Source organism: Dactylosporangium salmoneum, from assembly GCF_039532525.1.
In the GTDB taxonomy this organism is placed as follows: Bacteria; Actinomycetota; Actinomycetes; order Mycobacteriales; family Micromonosporaceae; genus Dactylosporangium; species Dactylosporangium salmoneum.
Genome location: NZ_BAAARV010000067.1, coordinates 123784 through 138857, shown reverse-complemented (window position 1 = coordinate 138857; position 15074 = coordinate 123784). Strand labels below are relative to the sequence as shown.

Below are 15074 nucleotides of genomic sequence, written 5' to 3'. Positions count from 1 at the left end.
AACAAGCCGATTTGCAGTCTCGGGGGTTTCCGCCGGTACACCTTTCCCGTGCGATCCGTCATCGCACTGCGGCCGCACCCGGTTTCCACCCGTCGCGCGGGCGCCCCCGGCCGATGTCGGGGCCATGCGTCGCACCCTCGCCGTCGTCCTGGTCTTCGTCGCCGTGCTGGCCTCAGCGGTACCGGCACGGGCCGCCACCCCCGCCTGGTGGCATCCCGCCGTCGGTCTGAGCTGGCAGATCCAGTTCAGCGGCAAGCTCGACACCTCGGTGGCCGCCGCCGTGTACGACATCGACGGCGCCGACTCGACCAAGGCGCAGGTCGCCGCCCTGCACAAGGCCGGCCGGAAGGTCATCTGCTACGTGGACGCCGGCTCGTACGAGGACTGGCGCGCCGACGCCGCGAAGTTCCCGGCCGACGTGCGCGGCAAGGCGATGGACGGCTGGGCCGGCGAGCAGTGGCTGGACGTGCGCCGCTGGGACGCGCTGGGCCCGATCCTCGCCGCCCGCTTCGCCGACTGCAAGGCGAAGGGCTTCGACGCGGTCGACCCGGACAACATGGACGGCTACGCCAACGACTCGGGCTTCCCGCTCACCGCCGCCGACCAGCTCGCCTTCAACCAGCGGGTGGCCGCCCTGGCGCACTCCCTGGGCCTGGCCGCCGGCCTGAAGAACGACCTCGAGCAGGTCTCGGCGCTGCAGCCGTACTTCGACTTCGCCGTCAACGAGCAGTGCGTGAAGTACCGGGAATGCGGTCTTCTGGCTCCTTTCACGAGCGCGAAGAAGCCCGTCTTCCACGTGGAGTACGGCGCCGCCCAGTGCCCGACCCCGTCCGGGCTGCGCTTCTCGAACGTGCGCAAGCGCATGGCCCTGGACGCCTACCGCGCGGCGTGCTGACCTCGGCCGTCGCCGACGCTGGCCCGGCTCCCCTAGACTCCAGCGCGTGATCCTCAGGCGACACGTGCTGGTCAGGGCCATCGACCCGCTGGTGATGCTGGGCTACGTCCTCAGCGCCGTGTACGTCCTGCAGCATCTGTGGGCCGACCCCAACGGCCGCTACCTGGCACTCAACTTCCAGGACCACTTCACCTTCGAGTGGTTCCTGACCCACGCCACCGAGCTGTTCACGCACGGCCACTCGCCGTTCTTCTCCGACGACGTGAACTACCCGATGGGCGTCAACCTGATGGCCAACACGTCGATCCTGACGGTGGCCCTGCCGCTGACCCCCGTCACCCTCTGGCTCGGCGTGGGCGTCACCTTCGCGATCATCTCGACGCTGGCGATCGCCGGCACCGCGGCCGGCTGGTACTGGGTGCTGAGCCGCGAGTTCGGCCGCTCCCGCATCGCCGCGGGCGTGGCCGGCGCCTTCCTCGGCTTCGCCCCGGCGATCATCTCGCAGGCCGCCGGCCACCCCAACATCGCCGGCCAGGGCCTCATCCCGCTCATCGTCGCGGCGGTACTGCGATTACGGCACCCGGGCCGGGTGTGGCGCCGCGGCCTGTGGCTGGCCGCCCTGGTCGTCCTGCAGGCCGGCATCAACGAGGAGATGCTGTTCTTCACGGCGCTCGGGCTGGCCGTGTTCCTGCTCGCCTACATCCCGCCGCGCCAGCTGCCGTCCCTCACCCGGGCCGCCCTGCCGAAGCTGGGCGTCGCCGTCCTCGCCGCCGTCGCGGTGCTGGCCTACCCGCTGTACTTCCAGTTCTGGGGGCCGCAGACGTACCGCGGCCTCGACAGCGGCGTGCGGGCGATCAACCTCGACATCCTGTCGTACTTCAACTTCGGCCGTTACTCGCTCGCCGGCGACGTCGCCGAGGCCGCCCGCCTCAACCGCGACGGCGCCTCGGAGGAGAACAGCTTCTTCGGCCTGCCGCTCATCATCCTGCTGCTGGCCGGCTCCGTGACCCTGTGGCGCAGCCGGCTGTCCCGCGCCCTGTTCGTCACCGGCTTCGTCTTCATGATCTGCTCGTTCGGCGACGTGCTGCGCTACAACGGCATCGACTACCACGACGCCCACGGCCCGTGGCACTGGATCGCCACCCTCCCCCTGTTCGACTCGATCGTGCCGACCCGTCTGGGCCTGATCGTCACCGTCGCCGTCGGCGTGCAGGTCGCGCTGCTCATCGACGTCCTGGTGGTGGAGCGTCTTCGCCTGGCCTTCGTCATCGAGGAGTTCGAGGAGCTGGAGGACTTCTCCGACATCCCGGAGCTGGACGACATCTCGGACCTCGACCACGTCCCCGCGCTGGTCGGCTCCGCCCCGACCGCGGTGTCCGTCTTCCACACCCCGGCCACCCCGCCGCCGGTCTCTCCCGCCCCGCCGGTGAGCCTGCCGAACGGCCCCCCGATCTCCGCCCTGGTGTGGGCCCTGGCCCTGGTCATCGCCCTGGTCCCGCTCATTCCGCTGCCCCAGCCGGCCGCCGAGCGCCCCGCCCTGCCCGCCATCTTCGCCGACGCCAACTGGCGCAAGGACCTGCCGCCCAACCCGGTCGTCGTCACCCTGCCCAACGGCTGGAACGAGAACTTCAACATCATGCGCTGGTCGACGGACACCCGCTTCGAGGTGAAGTTCGTCGCCGGCTACTTCCTGGGCCCCAACGACACCGACCCGACCGACAAGAACGCCCACTTCGGCCCGGGCTGGCGCAACACCACGAGCTACTTCCTGTGGGTCCGCACCCAGCTGGTGTCCCCGACCGTCACCCCGGCCCAGCGCGAGGACATGCGCGAGGACCTGAAGTTCTGGAAGGCCACGACCATCGTCTTCCCGGTCGGCTGGCGCGACGAGCGGGTCATCCGCGAGACCATCGACAAGCTGGTCGCCCCGGAGGTGGCCCCCGGCCGAATCGTCGACGGCGTCTGGCTCTGGGACGTCCGCCCCATCACCGCCGGCTGATCCGCAGGTCGGGCGTGCTGGGCCTCGCTACCGGCCGCACGCCCGCAACGCCGCGGCCATGCCGGTCAGCAAAGGGCTCCCCCGTAGGTACCGGACCGTTGCTCCCTCCGCAGACGATGGCGGGCGGGGAGCCTGTCCCCGCCCGCCTGTGCGTTGGTTGCGTGGCTACGCGTCGAAGCCCGCCAGGTAGCCGAGTTCCATGTCCGGCAGCCGAACGCTGGCCAGGACTGCGCCGTCAGCGCTGAACACGGTCAGGAACGGGTCCACTGAGCTGCCGTTGCCCCGGTTCCGGTCGGCGATGAGCACCACCCGGCCGTCCGCGGTGAACGCCCCGGAGATCGGCGAGCTGCCCGCCTTGTCCTGCGCGTTGTCGAGGCTGGTCACCTGGCCGGTAGCGGTGTCCAGGATGACGTACTGCTGCGGCGGTGAGCAGCCGCACGATGCGGAGTCGGCCACAGTGGCCACCAGCAGGCGGGTCGACCCGTTCTGGGCGGCGACGACCTCATTGGGCTGCCGGCCGGAGGGCCAGCTTGCCGTGACGGTGCGGGGGTTGGCGCCGCCATCGACAGCCACCAGGTGGTGCTTGGTTCCCGAACGCGACACCACGTACGCGGTCGCTCCGTCGACGGAGCCGGGGCTGCATCCAAAGCCCTCGGCGGAGGTGCCGAGCGCCTTCCGTCCGGTGCCGTCGATGTTGACGGTCTCGAGCGTGTTGCCCTTGCCGCCCGAAGAGACCGTTTGGAACAGCAGATGACGGGAGTCAGCTGACCACGTGACTCCCGGGCACGTGAGCGTTCCAGTGGCGGCGACCACGGTCTTGATGTGGCTACCATCCAGGGCACTGACCTGCAGCTTGCCGTCGAGCACCCAGGCGATGTGCTGGTGGTCGGGCGACATTGCCAGCAGTGGCGGGCCGTTCGGCGGCTGGACGGTCGGGCCCTTGACGGTCGTGTTCTTCTGCCAGTCGCCGTCCGGCGCCCGGTAGAGGAGGTCGTTGGTGGCGGTGCCGTTGCCCTTGTCGAGCCGGTAGAGGTACATGCCGGGCACGGGGTTGACCGAGGTGACGGTCGCGGCGATGTCCCGGCGGTACTGGGCCCGCGAAGCCGATCCGCGACAGCCGGGCGTAGACGCGCTCCCGGGCCTGCACGAGGTCGTCGCCAAGCCCTTGCCGGCGGCGAGCGCGTCGTCCGATTACGAGGAGGTCAGCGCCGCGGACGGGTCGCGCATCGGCGGCAATCGGCATGTCGGCCCCAACGGGTCGTCCAACGAGGTCCAGGCGAACTTTCCTTGGCGCGCGTGACACGTTCACGTGTCAGCTCAGCGGGTTTCCTACGGGCGTCGGACCGCGACCCGGTAGTGCCGGACCAGCAGACAGACACCGGCGACGAGCATGAATGGGCTGCCCGCAAGGCCGAACCAGACCAAGGTTGTCGCCGCCTCACTCTCTGCGGCTTGCGTCGTGAGGTCGGCGGCGGTGGCGTCCTGCATCGGGAAGGAGACTATGGCGGCATAGGCGGTCACCAGGACCGGCGCGGCGATCGCAACCACAACCAACAGACAACCAAGATCATGGCGCCAGGTCGGCCAAACCGGTACCTTCGCCCAGTCCGATGAGTCCATCAGTCCATGATTGACCAGCGAGCAAGACGCTGTGAAGTCGACCGATATGCAGCCGAGCGGAGCAAGAGCGAGCGCCCCACCGGCTCGGGCCCAGGAGAATCGCGAGGACCACCGGTCCGCACTTTCCGCGGACAGAGGGCCCCTAGGTCCGAGCGGGTGAAGGGAATCGAACCCTCACTGTCAGCTTGGGACCCGTACAGGTCGACCCGGCCAGGTACGTGAATCTCCAGGTCGGACGGGCGGCGAGCGGCCTGGACCGGCCAGCCTTCGCCTGGACTAATGGCCCGCTAATGGCTCAGTACACCGTTTGTCGACATACCAAGAACGGTATATCGTTCGAGGGTGGGACGCTACGTCATCGAGTTGGAGCCAGAAGTGCGGGACTGGCTCGAAACCTTACGTCTCACGGAGTACGCCAAGGTCGAAGCGATGGCTGACATCCTTGCCGAGCATGCCGAGACGCTCGGCGAACCCTACTCGCGCCATCTCGGCGGTAAGACCCGTGAGCTGCGGTTCTATCTGGACCGGTCAGCCGTCCGCATCAGCTACTGGCTCGCGCCTCAGACCCGGGTGGTGCTGCTGACCGTGTTCCGTAAGACCCGCCAGGTCGAACGCGCCGAGGTCATGCGGGCTATCGCGGCCCAGCAGACATGCGAACTGGGCCACGAGGAACACGCGCCGGCAACCGAGACCTTCGAGCGAAAATGGCAATGAGGCACAACCGAAAGGCGGAAGGGTCATGACGGCACGTCACTCTCGCTGGGAACGCACCGGCGCCGAGCAGCACAACGCCGCCTACGAGGAGGCCCGGGCCGCGCTCCTGCTCGGCCAGATGGTCCACGACCGTCGCACCGCAGTCGGGCTCACACAGGGCGAACTCGCCGAACGCGCCGGCATGACCCAACCACAACTGTCACGCCTGGAATCAGGCGGCGCTACACCCACCGTGCCGCTGCTGGCCAGACTCGCAGCTGCGCTCGACGCGGAGCTCGACATCACCTTCAAACCCCACCGCGACGCCGCAGCCTGAAGCACTCGGCGCCGGATCGCGCAGCGTTGTGCCCCGGAGAAGGCCGCCAGGTAGACAGGAAGAAGCCCCGTGTCGGTCCACCACCCGCTTTACCACTACAGCGCCACGATCAAGGCAGTAGACAAGCCCGTTCTAGGCGCGCTGCGCGGGCTGTCCTTCGAAGTGGAAACTGCCGCCCATCCCCAGATCGCCTCGGGCGGGACTACCGGCGATGTGTGGGAGAAGAACGACAACCAGGTGAAATTCCGGTTCACGTCTGCGGAGCTCCGGCAGCGCTTCCTGGTGGAGGCCGCCCGCATCTTTCGCGACGGCCTGTTCGAACTCGTGAGCACAGACGATGCGGATCCGGCGACTCCACGTCACAGGTCATAGCCGAAGACCAAACGGCCACCTGAGTCCGACACGTCCGCCCATCGGCAGGCTGAGTCATCGTCCCAACGGATGCTCCCCGAGCACGGCCCACCTTGGCCCACCCGGCGCAAGCATTGATCGTCACGTCTCCGACGATGCTCAGCAGGTGCCACACGCAGGCAGCTGGCAGTTGCCTATGGCACGCTAATGGCCCGTGGGCGGCTTCGAGTGCCCTGACATGCGAACGGCCCTGGCGGGGCATCTGTCCTGGCCAGGGCCTTCGTCGTGGAGCGGGTGAAGGGAATCGAAACCCTCACTGTCAGCTTGGGAACCGTACAGGTGACCCTCCCCAGACGCATGAACCTCCAGATCGCGCCTGCAGCAAGCGGCCTGGAGCGGCCAGCTAACACCTGGGTTAATGGCCCACTAATGGCCCGGATGCGCCTCGGGACCGACAATCGCCACCACCAAGACAAGCTAACGGTCAGCGGGTGATCTCGATGGCTCTCTCGACCGGCTACACATCGATCATCTGTTTTAGCACCGTCTTCACGGCTGATATCTCATCGCCGGTGAGCACCCACGCTGGCCGCTGTCCCTGCAGCCGTGCCCGGGCGACAGTCCGGACCTGCTCAGTGATGACGAACCCAACCGGATGGCCAGCGGGGTGCACTGGAACGCGGTGCAGCCAGCCGGAGCGCTCCCGCGTCGTCACCGGGAGCACGGTGACCAGAGCCTCCCCCGTCAGTCGCAGGTGGAACACGCTAGAGACCACGAGTACCGGACGGCGGCCTGCCTGCTCGCGGCCTTCGGTAGGGTCGAGGTCGGCCCACCAGACCTGCCACGGCTGGATGATCGTCACGCAGCCTCGTCCCACACGTCGGCCGTCGGCGCTGAGGCGCGGTCTTCCCGGTCGGCCTCGGCTACATACTCGGCCCAACCGTCCGGATCGGTTGCCCGGTATGCGTCCAAAGCAGCGATGGCCTTCATCTGCCAGTGCTCGGCCAACAGCCGACGAATCGCCTCATCCGCCGACGCGCCACCGAGATCCTCGCTGGCGACGCGAGTCAGGTCGTCGCGGGTGGACTCGTCCACGCGGATCATCACGCTACCCATGACCCGAGTATATCCACATGGTTACACTGCCGTATACATCAGCGTATACAATACGTCAACGCGGCCCAGACAGAAGTCGCTCCCGATCTCCTCAGCATCAGGCCCTTGTCCGAGTGTCCACCCATAGGTTCCCGTGTTCCGGTCGGGCAGTCCGCGTGCCCATGGACGGTGGATGGCGACTGCCGACTCGATCTACGGCCGCAGCGCCTGCCTGAGGTCTACGGCCAAGCGGGTCATCTCCTCCCCGGCCTCCACGACGAAAACCACCCGGGCCGACCAGGCGGTGTCGTCCCAACTGGGAACGGACGCCCGCAGAGTCACACCGAGCGAGACGTGACCCCGCCCATCATGTCGAGCATCCAGGGCGAGCTCGTGATCCAATGCCCTCCAGGTACGGATGCCGTCCCAGCCGCGCCAGTCGTCCGCCAGCGTCTGGACGAAGGCGGACAGAGTGGTGGCCTGGGAACCGGCGAAGACACCATCCATCTTGGCGCTCGTGGAAGCAATCATGCCGTCGTCGAACAGTTGCGTGACGATCGTGTAGACATAGCCGTCCCCGTACGGATCCTGTGGCGGATGAACCACCCACCGCTTGGCATCGGCGTGTCCCAGCACGAACGCCTTACTCATGGTGGGTGAGTATGCCGATAGCTCCAAGGCAGCCGACGACGGCACCGGAGGTGGCGAGCGAAGAGCGACCACCCACCGTGGGATGACCACCCACCGTGGGGTGACCACCCACCGCGGGGTCTGGGGCTCGGGCCCCAGGAGAAAAGGCGAGGACCCCCGGTCCACGCTTTCCGTGGACAGAGGGCCCCTAGGTCCGAGCGGGTGAAGGGAATCGAACCCTCACTGTCAGCTTGGAACCGGACAGGTCACCGCCGCCAACTCCGTGAACTAGCAGGTCACGCGAGCAGCGAGCGGCCTGGAGCGGCCAGCCTTCGCCTGGGCTAATGGCCCGGCGCGTCTCGGCCGCCGGCGCCATCGCGGTGCCGGTCACGTTCCCCGTGTTCGAGGGACACCGCGCGGTCCGGTGGCGGGTCGTCGGGCACCGCACCGGCGGCGGGCCCGGCGTCAGCTGCGCCTACCTGCCCGCCCACGGCGACATGACGAGTGGTTCGACGAGCCGGGCACCCTCATCCGCGACCGGCTGCTCGCCCCGGCCCGCTGAGCCCGCAGCCGGTCGTGCCCAGGCGCACAGGGTAACCGCTCCGGAACTCACGGGCCGCCCGGCGGGGGCCGCGCCGCGTACGATCCTGGCCGTGACAGCTCCGTTGGCGGGGTCGGGGCATGCGATCGGCATCGACCTCGGGACTTCGAATACCGTGGCGATCCTCCGCTGGCCGGACGGCCGGACCCGGCCGCTGCTCGTGGACGGACGGCCCGTGCTGCCATCCGGGGTCTACGTGGACAGCACCGGCGCCATCCACGCCGGCCGGGACGCCGAGCGGATGGCGCAGGTCGATCCGGGCGGATACGAGCCCAACCCCAAACAACGCATCGACGACGGTGCGGTACTGCTGGCCGGGCGGGAGGTGCCGGTCGTGGACCTGCTCGCCGCGGTCCTGCGCGCGGTAGCCGGGGCGGCTGGCGAGGCGGTCGGGTTCCTGCCGCCGGCGGTGCTCACCTACCCGGCCGCGTGGGGCAGCCTGCGCCGGCAGACGCTGCAGGACGCGGCCACCCGAGCCGGCTGGCCGCAGGTCAGGCTGATGCCGGAGCCGGTCGCGGCGGCGCGGTACTTCACCGACGTCATGCGTCGGCCGGTTCCGTCGGGCGGGACCATCGCGGTGTTCGACTTCGGCGGCGGCACGCTCGACGTGGCGATGGTGCGCCGGGAGGCGACCGGGTTCACCGTCCTGGGCTGGGGCGGTGTGGAGGACCTGGGCGGACTGGACATCGACGCGGCGCTCGTCGCGTACCTCGGGCAGCAGCTCGAGCGCACCGAACCGGCGGTCTGGCTGCCGATCTCGCAGCCGACCACCGAACTCGACCGGCGGCACAGGCGGCAGTTCTGGGACGAGGTCCGGTCCGCCAAGGAGATGCTGTCCCGCGCGACCACGGCGTCGGTTGCGGTGCCCGGGGTGAGCGGCTCGTTGCACGTGACCCGCGACGAGCTCGAGACGCTGGCCCGGCCGCTGGTACGCCGCGGCGTGGCCGAACTGATCGCCACCGCCGAGCGCAGCCGGTTGACCCCGGCCGACCTGTCGGTGGTGTTCCTGGTCGGCGGAGCAAGCCGGATCCCGCTGGTCGCGCACACCCTGCACACCGAACTCGGGGTGGCGCCGACGATGCTGGAGCAGCCGGAGCTGCCGGTCGCGGAGGGGGCGCTCGCCGATCTGATCGCCCAGACCGCGCCGCAGCAACCGCGACCGCCCCGGCAGCCGCCTGCCCCGGCGCCGACCACGGGCATGTTCGATACTCGTACCGGCATCTCAACGTCGGGCGTGCCGCATCAGGTACCGCTGCAACGCCCACCGATGCCGGTCATGCCGGTGTCCGCCTATCCCGCGCCGGCGCCGGTCTCCGCTACGCCGGTATCGCCGGTGTCGCCGCGGCCCGTGCCGGTCATGCCGCCGCCCGCGTTTCCTTATCAGCGCCCAATGCCAGTGCCGCCGCCACCACCGCGCCGGCGCAGCGGCGGCAAGACGGCGCTGCGCGTCCTGCTGATCCTCACTCTCGTCTTCGGATGCATGGGCGGCGCCGTCTACGGGCTCTGGCAGGTGATCAAGCCGAAGCCCACCTTCCAGACGCTGTCCCAGACGGCCTCGATCCAGGTCGAGGGCATGACCGAGACGGACTTCGCCACCGCGTTCCTCACCGAGAAGAAGGCCCACACGGTCACCCAGATCGGCCGCGCGGTCGATGTGGCGACCCTGGACTTGAGCACCTCGACCATCAAGCGCAAGAAGGTCGGCGACGCGGCCAAGTGGAGCCAGGCGCTGATGATCGGCGACTACATCGTGGCACTGGCCGAGCCCGAGAACGGCAAGCGCCAACTCGTCGGCGTCAACAACATCGACGGCACCGAGTGGACGTCCGCCGTGGACACCGACGGCATCCTGATGGCCGGCGACGCCCACCCGTCGACCGGCAGTGCCCTACCCCTGCTGTGGCTGGACCGCAAGACCAATCAGATGTCGCGAATCTCCTCGGTCACCGGCAAGGTCGCCTCCGGCCTTGGCACCACAACGATCGGCCTCCCCACTGGCTGGCGGCTGCTCGGCCCCACCAACACCACCACGAACGTTGTCCTGGTGGCCGCTGGCGGCGCCGTCTGGGACATCGGCGCCAAGGAACCCAAGAAGGTCGCCGACATCCCCGACACCGCCCCGGTCGGCCGGGTCGGCTTCGACGGCCTCGTGTACGCCAGCCAGCAGACCGAGTATCAGGTCAGCACCGTCACCGCCTCGAACAGCAACCCACAGCCCGGCTTCCGCGGCCCGGCCAACCGCTCCCCGGTCTGGATCGGCGGCTGCTCCAAAGGCAGCGACCTGTGCGTCATCGACCAGGTCGGCACCGACGAGTCCACCCGCGAGTTCGCCCGCTACCGCTCCGGCTCCACCGCCGAGCAGATCTGGCGCGTCCCCGCCCCCGACGTAGATCTCCGCCGCCCCCTACAGTCCCTGGGCGGCGACTACGACGACCGCTACCTGATCGTCAACACCACCAAGGGCGGCACCGTCTACGACACCCGCGGCACCACCGTGGCCAGCCACGAGGGCGCCCTGGTCGGCATCGACACGAACCGCGCCTTCGTCTTCACCGGCACCCTGGGCACGAAACCCGCGCCGGTTACCCTCCACGGCCTGGACCTCGACAACAAACTCCGGACCAGCCTCGGCACCCCGACGATCCGCTCGGCCGGCTGCGGGTGGACCTCGACCAGCCTCATCTGCCCCGGCGCCAAGGACTACACCATCTGGAAGTACGCCAAGTAGCCCGGACCACCCACGGCTACCAGCTCGCGGTCCATCGGTACCAACCGCCGCCGAGCGATCGGAACCTGGGCCCTCGAACGACCCCGTGTTCGACTCCGCAGTCGGCCCGACCGGCTGGTACGCGAAGCGGCGTTCTCGAAGAGGTTTGCCGTGCCCTTCGTAGAAGACCGTGCCGCCAGGAACCCAGCCACGGCCAGCGACGCGATTCCGCTGGCCGCACGCCTCACCGATCTGCGTGGACCCGTCAGAGCGACCCACCAGTCCGCACCCACGGCACGCCGTCGCCCCACGCCGAGGCCCTGGACCCGGCCACGGGTGACCGTCACGAAGGATTGCGACGGCACCCAGACGCGCCAGGCGTCAGCCGGCAGGAAAGTGAAGGTGCTTGGTGCGTAGCAACCACGACCGCGAGCACCACAGATCGTGGGGTCTGGGGCTCGGGCCCCAGGAGAAAGGCGAGGACCCCCGGTCCACGCTTTCCGTGGACAGAGGGTCCCTAGGTCCGAGCGGGTGAAGGGAATCGAACCCTCACTGTCAGCTTGGGAAGCTGATGTTCTGCCATTGAACTACACCCGCGAGCGACGCCTACTGTACCGAATCCAAGGGCTTCGTGCACGGACCATTCTGGCGAGGTTTCGGGGGGCGCCGGGTTCTGGCCTTCCAGACGGTGTGCGTCGCGGTGGTCGGGGTGTCGTGGTGGACCAGGAGGGCGACGTCCACCGAGAGCTCGTACAGCCGCCAGTCCACCCGCGGGGCGGCGCGCATCGTGGTGGCGAGGTTGCTCATCAGCTCCAGGTCGGAGACGGGGGTGGCGCGGCCCGAGAGGTAGGCCTCGTCGTCGGTGTCCTCGGGCGGGAAGCTGTGCAGGCAGTAGCGGCCGTCGCGGTCCAGGTCGTGGCGTTTCGGGGATGGCACGACGAAGCAGAACAGGCCGGCGGAGGTGATGACCGGGGACACGGGGTGGATGCGCGGGCCGCCGTCCGGGCGGACCGTGGCCAGGTAGGCCAGGCCCGGGCCGTACTGGCAGACGAGCTTGTGGATGGCCGCGGCCAGGTCCGGCTCGGCCTCGGCGAAGTCAGCCCAGGATGCCATGCAGTCAACGCTACTCGAACACGTGTACGAGAATTGCCAGATTTCCCGAAAGAGGCAAACTGAAGCGGTGAGCGGAGCCGAAGAGCTGATCGTCCTGCTGCGGCAGTTCAACGTCGAGGGCGATCGGTTCGTGGACGTGTTCGTGCGGGCGCACGGGCTGCATCGCACCGACATGAACGCCGTGGCGCATGTCTGGCGGGCGGCGGAGGAGCGCGAGCCGCTCACGGCCGGGGAGCTGGCCCGGCGGCTGTCCCTCTCGCCGGCGGCCACCACGGCGCTCCTGGCGCGGCTCGAGCGGGCCGGGCACATCGAGCGCCGGCCCGACCCCGCGGACCGGAGACGGATCGTGCTGCACATGCGGCCATCTGCGCAGGAGCTGGCGCACGCGTTCTTCGCGCCGCTGGGGGCACACCTGCGGGCGGCTTTTTCGCAGTACACCCGGGAAGAACTGGACATAGCGGCAGATGTCCTGAAGAAAGCGCTACAAGCCACCACACAAGCGGCCGACGAAGCGGCACCGTTAACCTCAGAGGGTGCTGCTATCCGACCGTGACCTGTACAAGGAGCTCGAGGGCGGCCAGCTTCGCCTCGACCCGTTCGATGAAGCGCTGGTGCAGCCGTCCAGCATCGACGTGCGGCTCGATCGGTGGTTCCGGGTCTTCAACAACCACCTGTACACCCACATCGACCCCGCCGTGCAGCAGGACGAGCTGACCTCGATGGTCGAGGTGGGCGGCGGCGAGCCATTCGTGCTGCACCCCGGCGAGTTCGTGCTGGCCTCCACGCTCGAGGTGATCACGCTCGGCGACCAGCTCGCCGGGCGGCTGGAGGGCAAGTCCAGCCTCGGGCGGCTCGGGCTGCTGACGCACTCCACGGCGGGCTTCATCGATCCGGGGTTCTCCGGGCACGTGACGCTGGAGCTGTCCAACGTGGCGAACCTGCCGATCCGCCTGTGGCCGGGGATGAAGATCGGCCAGCTGTGCATCTTCCGGCTGTCCTCGCCGTCGGAGCACCCGTACGGCTCGGCGGTCTACGGCTCGCGGTACCAGGGGCAGCGCGGGCCGACGCCGAGCCGCTCGTGGCAGAACTGGAAGACCTGGCCTACGCAGTAGCGCCGGCACAGTGAAAGGGGCGGGTCCCGAAGGACCCGCCCCATCGCTAAGCGACTCTGCCGTACCCAGAAATCGGCTCTGAATCGATCTTTTTCATCTGCACCGGTTGGCTGGGATTCGGTGCGTGGACCATCCAGCCGCCGCCGACGTAGAGCCCGACGTGGTGGTTGTCCTTGTAGAAGAAGACGAGGTCGCCGGCCTTCAGGTTGGCTCGCGAGACACGGGCGGTGTCGTCGTACTGCCACTGCGTGTAGTGCCGCAGCGTGTACCCGGCCTGCTTCCAGGCGTACAGCGTCAACCCCGAGCAGTCGAACGTGTTCGGGCCCTCGGTGGCCCACACGTACCTCTTGCCGATCTCCGAGCACGCCACCTGGGCCGCCTTGGCGCCCGGTCCGCCGGTGTACTCGAACGGGCAGGCGACCGGCCGCAGGTTCCCCGTGCCGCCCGACGACCCGTAGGCCTTGATCCGCATGTCGTTGAGGTTCTTGATGTCGGCGTTGATCTGGGTTTCCTGCTGCGCCATCGCGGCCTCTTGCTCGGCCTGCTTGGCGACCAGCTCGTCGAGCGGGCCCTTCTGGGCGTCGTACTGCTGCTTGGCGACGAGCACGTCCTTGATCTTGTCCTGCTCGTCCTTGGCCACCATGTTGAGCATCGTCATCTGGTCGATGAACGTGTCCGGTGAGCCGGTGGTAAGCATCGCGTCGAGCTTGGAGAAGCGCCCGTTCTTGTACTGCAGGACCGCAAACGCGCTGACCTTGTCGAAGGCCGCGTCGACCTGGGCCCGCAGCGGCGCGATCTGCGCCTCGAGCTGCTTCTGCTTGGTCTGGTTGGCGGCGAGCTCGATCTTGAGCTGGTTGTGCTGCTCGATGACCGGCTCGATCTGGTTCCACTTGTCGTCGATCTGCTTTTCGATCTCGCCCGGCGTGGGGTCCGCGTGAGCGCCCCCTGTGATGCCGATCGCGAGAGAAAGACCGCCGAGGGTGGCGACGAGGAGCCGTACCAGGCGATTGGGCCGCTTCGTCCACCTCAGATGGGTCTCCACCGAGGAGCTACTCCTTCTTCCCTGACCGCCTACCGGGTTAGCTGACGGGTTCGGGCGGGAAGGTCGCCCTACCGCGCGCTCAGGTGCGCGACGCGGATTCACCCCGGTTGAACGCGTGGGTCCCCGGCTCGACTTCGACTCGGCGGTGTCAGGCCGGCGCGCCGTTGGTTGGCGCGGACATCCGGCCCCGACGGGAATTCACGTTAAGGGGGCCGGGTTCCCAGGTTCAAGGGAGTGCACGATTCCTGTCCGATTTGTTCCGAAAATCACGCGAATCGAGTGACGTAGACGTCGTCGATTACACCGACGAACTGATCGTTGTTCGCGCTGGTCCCCTTGCCGCCAATACACAGCGGATCATCGTTCGCAATGGACAGTGACGAAGGAATTGCGGTGCGTCCCACCTCGACACCGTCCATAGCTACCGTGAGCAGCGCGTTACCGCGCGCACACGCGATCCGGTGCCACCGTCCGTCAGCGACGGAACGCGATGCGAGCGCTACAAAAATGGTATCCGAGCCGGTGCCGACAATCACGCAACTGGGCCGGCCAGCCTCGCCGTCGACCTGCAGCTTGAACTGACTGTCACCGACCGAGAACCCTTTCTGCACGACATTGGCGCCCTTGGAAGTCTCATCGGGCCCGACGAGCACGCTGGCCCCATAGGTGAAGGCGCCGCGGCCCGGATTGAGGAACCCGACGGGCCCGCTCTGCAGGATGGCGCGCGGGCAACTCGGAGCACCGTAATGCGCACATCGCGGGGGAAAACGGACGGCGAGTCCGCCGTCGTGCGGCACCATGGCGAGTTCCCCGCCCGCGGCCTGCCGGGGATGCAGCGACCCGAGCCCGCCGTCGAACGTGTAGCGCACGGCGATCGGG

Annotated in this window: 17 protein-coding genes, 1 tRNA gene and 1 riboswitch; of the genes, 9 read left to right on the top strand and 9 right to left on the bottom strand. The window is 68.5% G+C overall.

The window, feature by feature from the left end:
- Positions 1-124 precede the first annotated feature (124 nt).
- Together ABD352_RS34625 and ABD352_RS34620 are read left to right on the top strand one after the other, a co-directional pair.
- Positions 125-895, top strand: coding sequence for an endo alpha-1,4 polygalactosaminidase (locus ABD352_RS34625; protein ID WP_344616740.1), 771 nt, complete (start codon positions 125-127; stop codon positions 893-895).
- A 46-nt stretch (positions 896-941) separates the two neighbouring features.
- Complete coding sequence (locus ABD352_RS34620; RefSeq protein ID WP_344616739.1) at positions 942-2894, top strand: DUF6311 domain-containing protein; 1953 nt, start codon at positions 942-944, stop codon at positions 2892-2894.
- Between the two features lie 165 nt (positions 2895-3059).
- Here the strand turns inward: ABD352_RS34620 and ABD352_RS34615 are convergent, their stop codons facing one another.
- Positions 3060-3941, bottom strand: coding sequence for a TolB family protein (locus tag ABD352_RS34615; protein WP_344616738.1), 882 nt, complete (start codon positions 3939-3941; stop codon positions 3060-3062).
- Between the two features lie 13 nt (positions 3942-3954).
- Here ABD352_RS34615 and ABD352_RS34610 point away from each other — a divergent pair, with 13 nt between their 5' ends.
- Positions 3955-4194 carry a hypothetical protein gene (locus ABD352_RS34610; protein WP_344616737.1) on the top strand — a complete coding sequence of 80 codons (240 nt, stop codon included), beginning with the start codon at positions 3955-3957 and terminating at the stop codon, positions 4192-4194.
- A 29-nt stretch (positions 4195-4223) separates the two neighbouring features.
- Here the strand turns inward: ABD352_RS34610 and ABD352_RS34605 are convergent, their stop codons facing one another.
- Positions 4224-4514, bottom strand: a complete 291-nt coding sequence (locus ABD352_RS34605) for a hypothetical protein (protein ID WP_344616736.1) — start codon at positions 4512-4514, stop codon at positions 4224-4226.
- A 342-nt stretch (positions 4515-4856) separates the two neighbouring features.
- On the opposite strand from ABD352_RS34605, the gene ABD352_RS34600 reads away from it, so the two are divergent.
- The 3 genes from ABD352_RS34600 (at position 4857) to ABD352_RS34590 (ending at position 5916) form a co-directional block, all read left to right on the top strand.
- Entirely contained in the window at positions 4857-5228 is a 372-nt protein-coding gene (locus ABD352_RS34600; protein WP_344616735.1) for a type II toxin-antitoxin system RelE/ParE family toxin, read from the top strand.
- A 25-nt stretch (positions 5229-5253) separates the two neighbouring features.
- On the top strand, positions 5254-5544 hold the full coding sequence (locus ABD352_RS34595) for a helix-turn-helix domain-containing protein (RefSeq protein ID WP_344616734.1): 291 nt from the start codon (positions 5254-5256) through the stop codon (positions 5542-5544).
- Positions 5545-5613: 69 nt separating this feature from the next.
- A complete protein-coding gene (locus ABD352_RS34590; protein WP_344616733.1) occupies positions 5614-5916 on the top strand; it encodes a hypothetical protein in 303 nt (100 codons plus the stop codon).
- Positions 5917-6412: 496 nt separating this feature from the next.
- Here the strand turns inward: ABD352_RS34590 and ABD352_RS34585 are convergent, their stop codons facing one another.
- The 3 genes from ABD352_RS34585 to ABD352_RS34575 all read right to left on the bottom strand — a co-directional run bounded on the left by ABD352_RS34585 (position 6413) and on the right by ABD352_RS34575 (position 7641).
- Positions 6413-6757, bottom strand: a complete 345-nt coding sequence (locus ABD352_RS34585) for a type II toxin-antitoxin system PemK/MazF family toxin (protein ID WP_344616732.1) — start codon at positions 6755-6757, stop codon at positions 6413-6415.
- Complete coding sequence (locus tag ABD352_RS34580) at positions 6754-7011, bottom strand: hypothetical protein (protein WP_344616731.1); 258 nt, start codon at positions 7009-7011, stop codon at positions 6754-6756. Before ABD352_RS34580 ends, ABD352_RS34585 begins: the two co-directional genes overlap by 4 nt.
- Before the next feature lie 192 nt (positions 7012-7203).
- Positions 7204-7641, bottom strand: a complete 438-nt coding sequence (locus tag ABD352_RS34575; protein ID WP_344616730.1) for a DUF6228 family protein — start codon at positions 7639-7641, stop codon at positions 7204-7206.
- A gap of 632 nt (positions 7642-8273) precedes the next feature.
- Here ABD352_RS34575 and ABD352_RS34570 point away from each other — a divergent pair.
- On the top strand, positions 8274-10949 hold the full coding sequence (locus ABD352_RS34570; protein ID WP_344616729.1) for an Hsp70 family protein: 2676 nt from the start codon (positions 8274-8276) through the stop codon (positions 10947-10949).
- A gap of 505 nt (positions 10950-11454) precedes the next feature.
- On the opposite strand, the gene ABD352_RS34565 is transcribed toward ABD352_RS34570, so the two are convergent.
- Together ABD352_RS34565 and ABD352_RS34560 are read right to left on the bottom strand one after the other, a co-directional pair.
- A tRNA-Gly gene (locus ABD352_RS34565) sits at positions 11455-11525 on the bottom strand.
- Positions 11526-11534: 9 nt separating this feature from the next.
- The gene (locus tag ABD352_RS34560) at positions 11535-12041 is read right to left on the bottom strand and encodes a pyridoxamine 5'-phosphate oxidase family protein (protein ID WP_344616728.1); all 507 of its coding nucleotides are present in this window, start codon (positions 12039-12041) and stop codon (positions 11535-11537) included.
- Between the two features lie 67 nt (positions 12042-12108).
- Between ABD352_RS34560 and ABD352_RS34555 the strand changes: the two genes are divergently transcribed.
- On the top strand, positions 12109-12594 hold the full coding sequence (locus ABD352_RS34555) for a MarR family winged helix-turn-helix transcriptional regulator (protein ID WP_344616727.1): 486 nt from the start codon (positions 12109-12111) through the stop codon (positions 12592-12594).
- Entirely contained in the window at positions 12575-13153 is a 579-nt protein-coding gene (gene dcd / locus ABD352_RS34550; protein ID WP_344616726.1) for a dCTP deaminase, read from the top strand. The genes ABD352_RS34555 and dcd overlap by 20 nt, the downstream gene beginning before the upstream one ends.
- A gap of 46 nt (positions 13154-13199) precedes the next feature.
- Here dcd and ABD352_RS34545 read toward each other — a convergent pair whose 3' ends face one another.
- Both ABD352_RS34545 and ABD352_RS34540 read right to left on the bottom strand, forming a co-directional pair.
- Positions 13200-14195 carry a C40 family peptidase gene (locus ABD352_RS34545; protein WP_344616725.1) on the bottom strand — a complete coding sequence of 332 codons (996 nt, stop codon included), beginning with the start codon at positions 14193-14195 and terminating at the stop codon, positions 13200-13202.
- 11 nt (positions 14196-14206) lie between these two features.
- Positions 14207-14350, bottom strand: a riboswitch (cyclic di-AMP (ydaO/yuaA leader).
- Positions 14351-14461: 111 nt separating this feature from the next.
- On the bottom strand, positions 14462-15064 hold the full coding sequence (locus tag ABD352_RS34540; protein ID WP_344616724.1) for a LamG-like jellyroll fold domain-containing protein: 603 nt from the start codon (positions 15062-15064) through the stop codon (positions 14462-14464).
- Positions 15065-15074 lie beyond the last annotated feature (10 nt).

Coding starts and splice junctions, on each gene's coding strand:
- ABD352_RS34625 (WP_344616740.1), top strand. CDS start 125: ATGCGTCGCACCCTCGCCGTCGTCCTGGTCTTCGTCGCCGTGCTGGCC.
- ABD352_RS34605 (WP_344616736.1), bottom strand. CDS start 4,514: ATGGACTCATCGGACTGGGCGAAGGTACCGGTTTGGCCGACCTGGCGC.
- ABD352_RS34595 (WP_344616734.1), top strand. CDS start 5,254: ATGACGGCACGTCACTCTCGCTGGGAACGCACCGGCGCCGAGCAGCAC.
- ABD352_RS34580 (WP_344616731.1), bottom strand. CDS start 7,011: ATGGGTAGCGTGATGATCCGCGTGGACGAGTCCACCCGCGACGACCTG.
- ABD352_RS34575 (WP_344616730.1), bottom strand. CDS start 7,641: ATGAGTAAGGCGTTCGTGCTGGGACACGCCGATGCCAAGCGGTGGGTG.
- ABD352_RS34560 (WP_344616728.1), bottom strand. CDS start 12,041: ATGGCATCCTGGGCTGACTTCGCCGAGGCCGAGCCGGACCTGGCCGCG.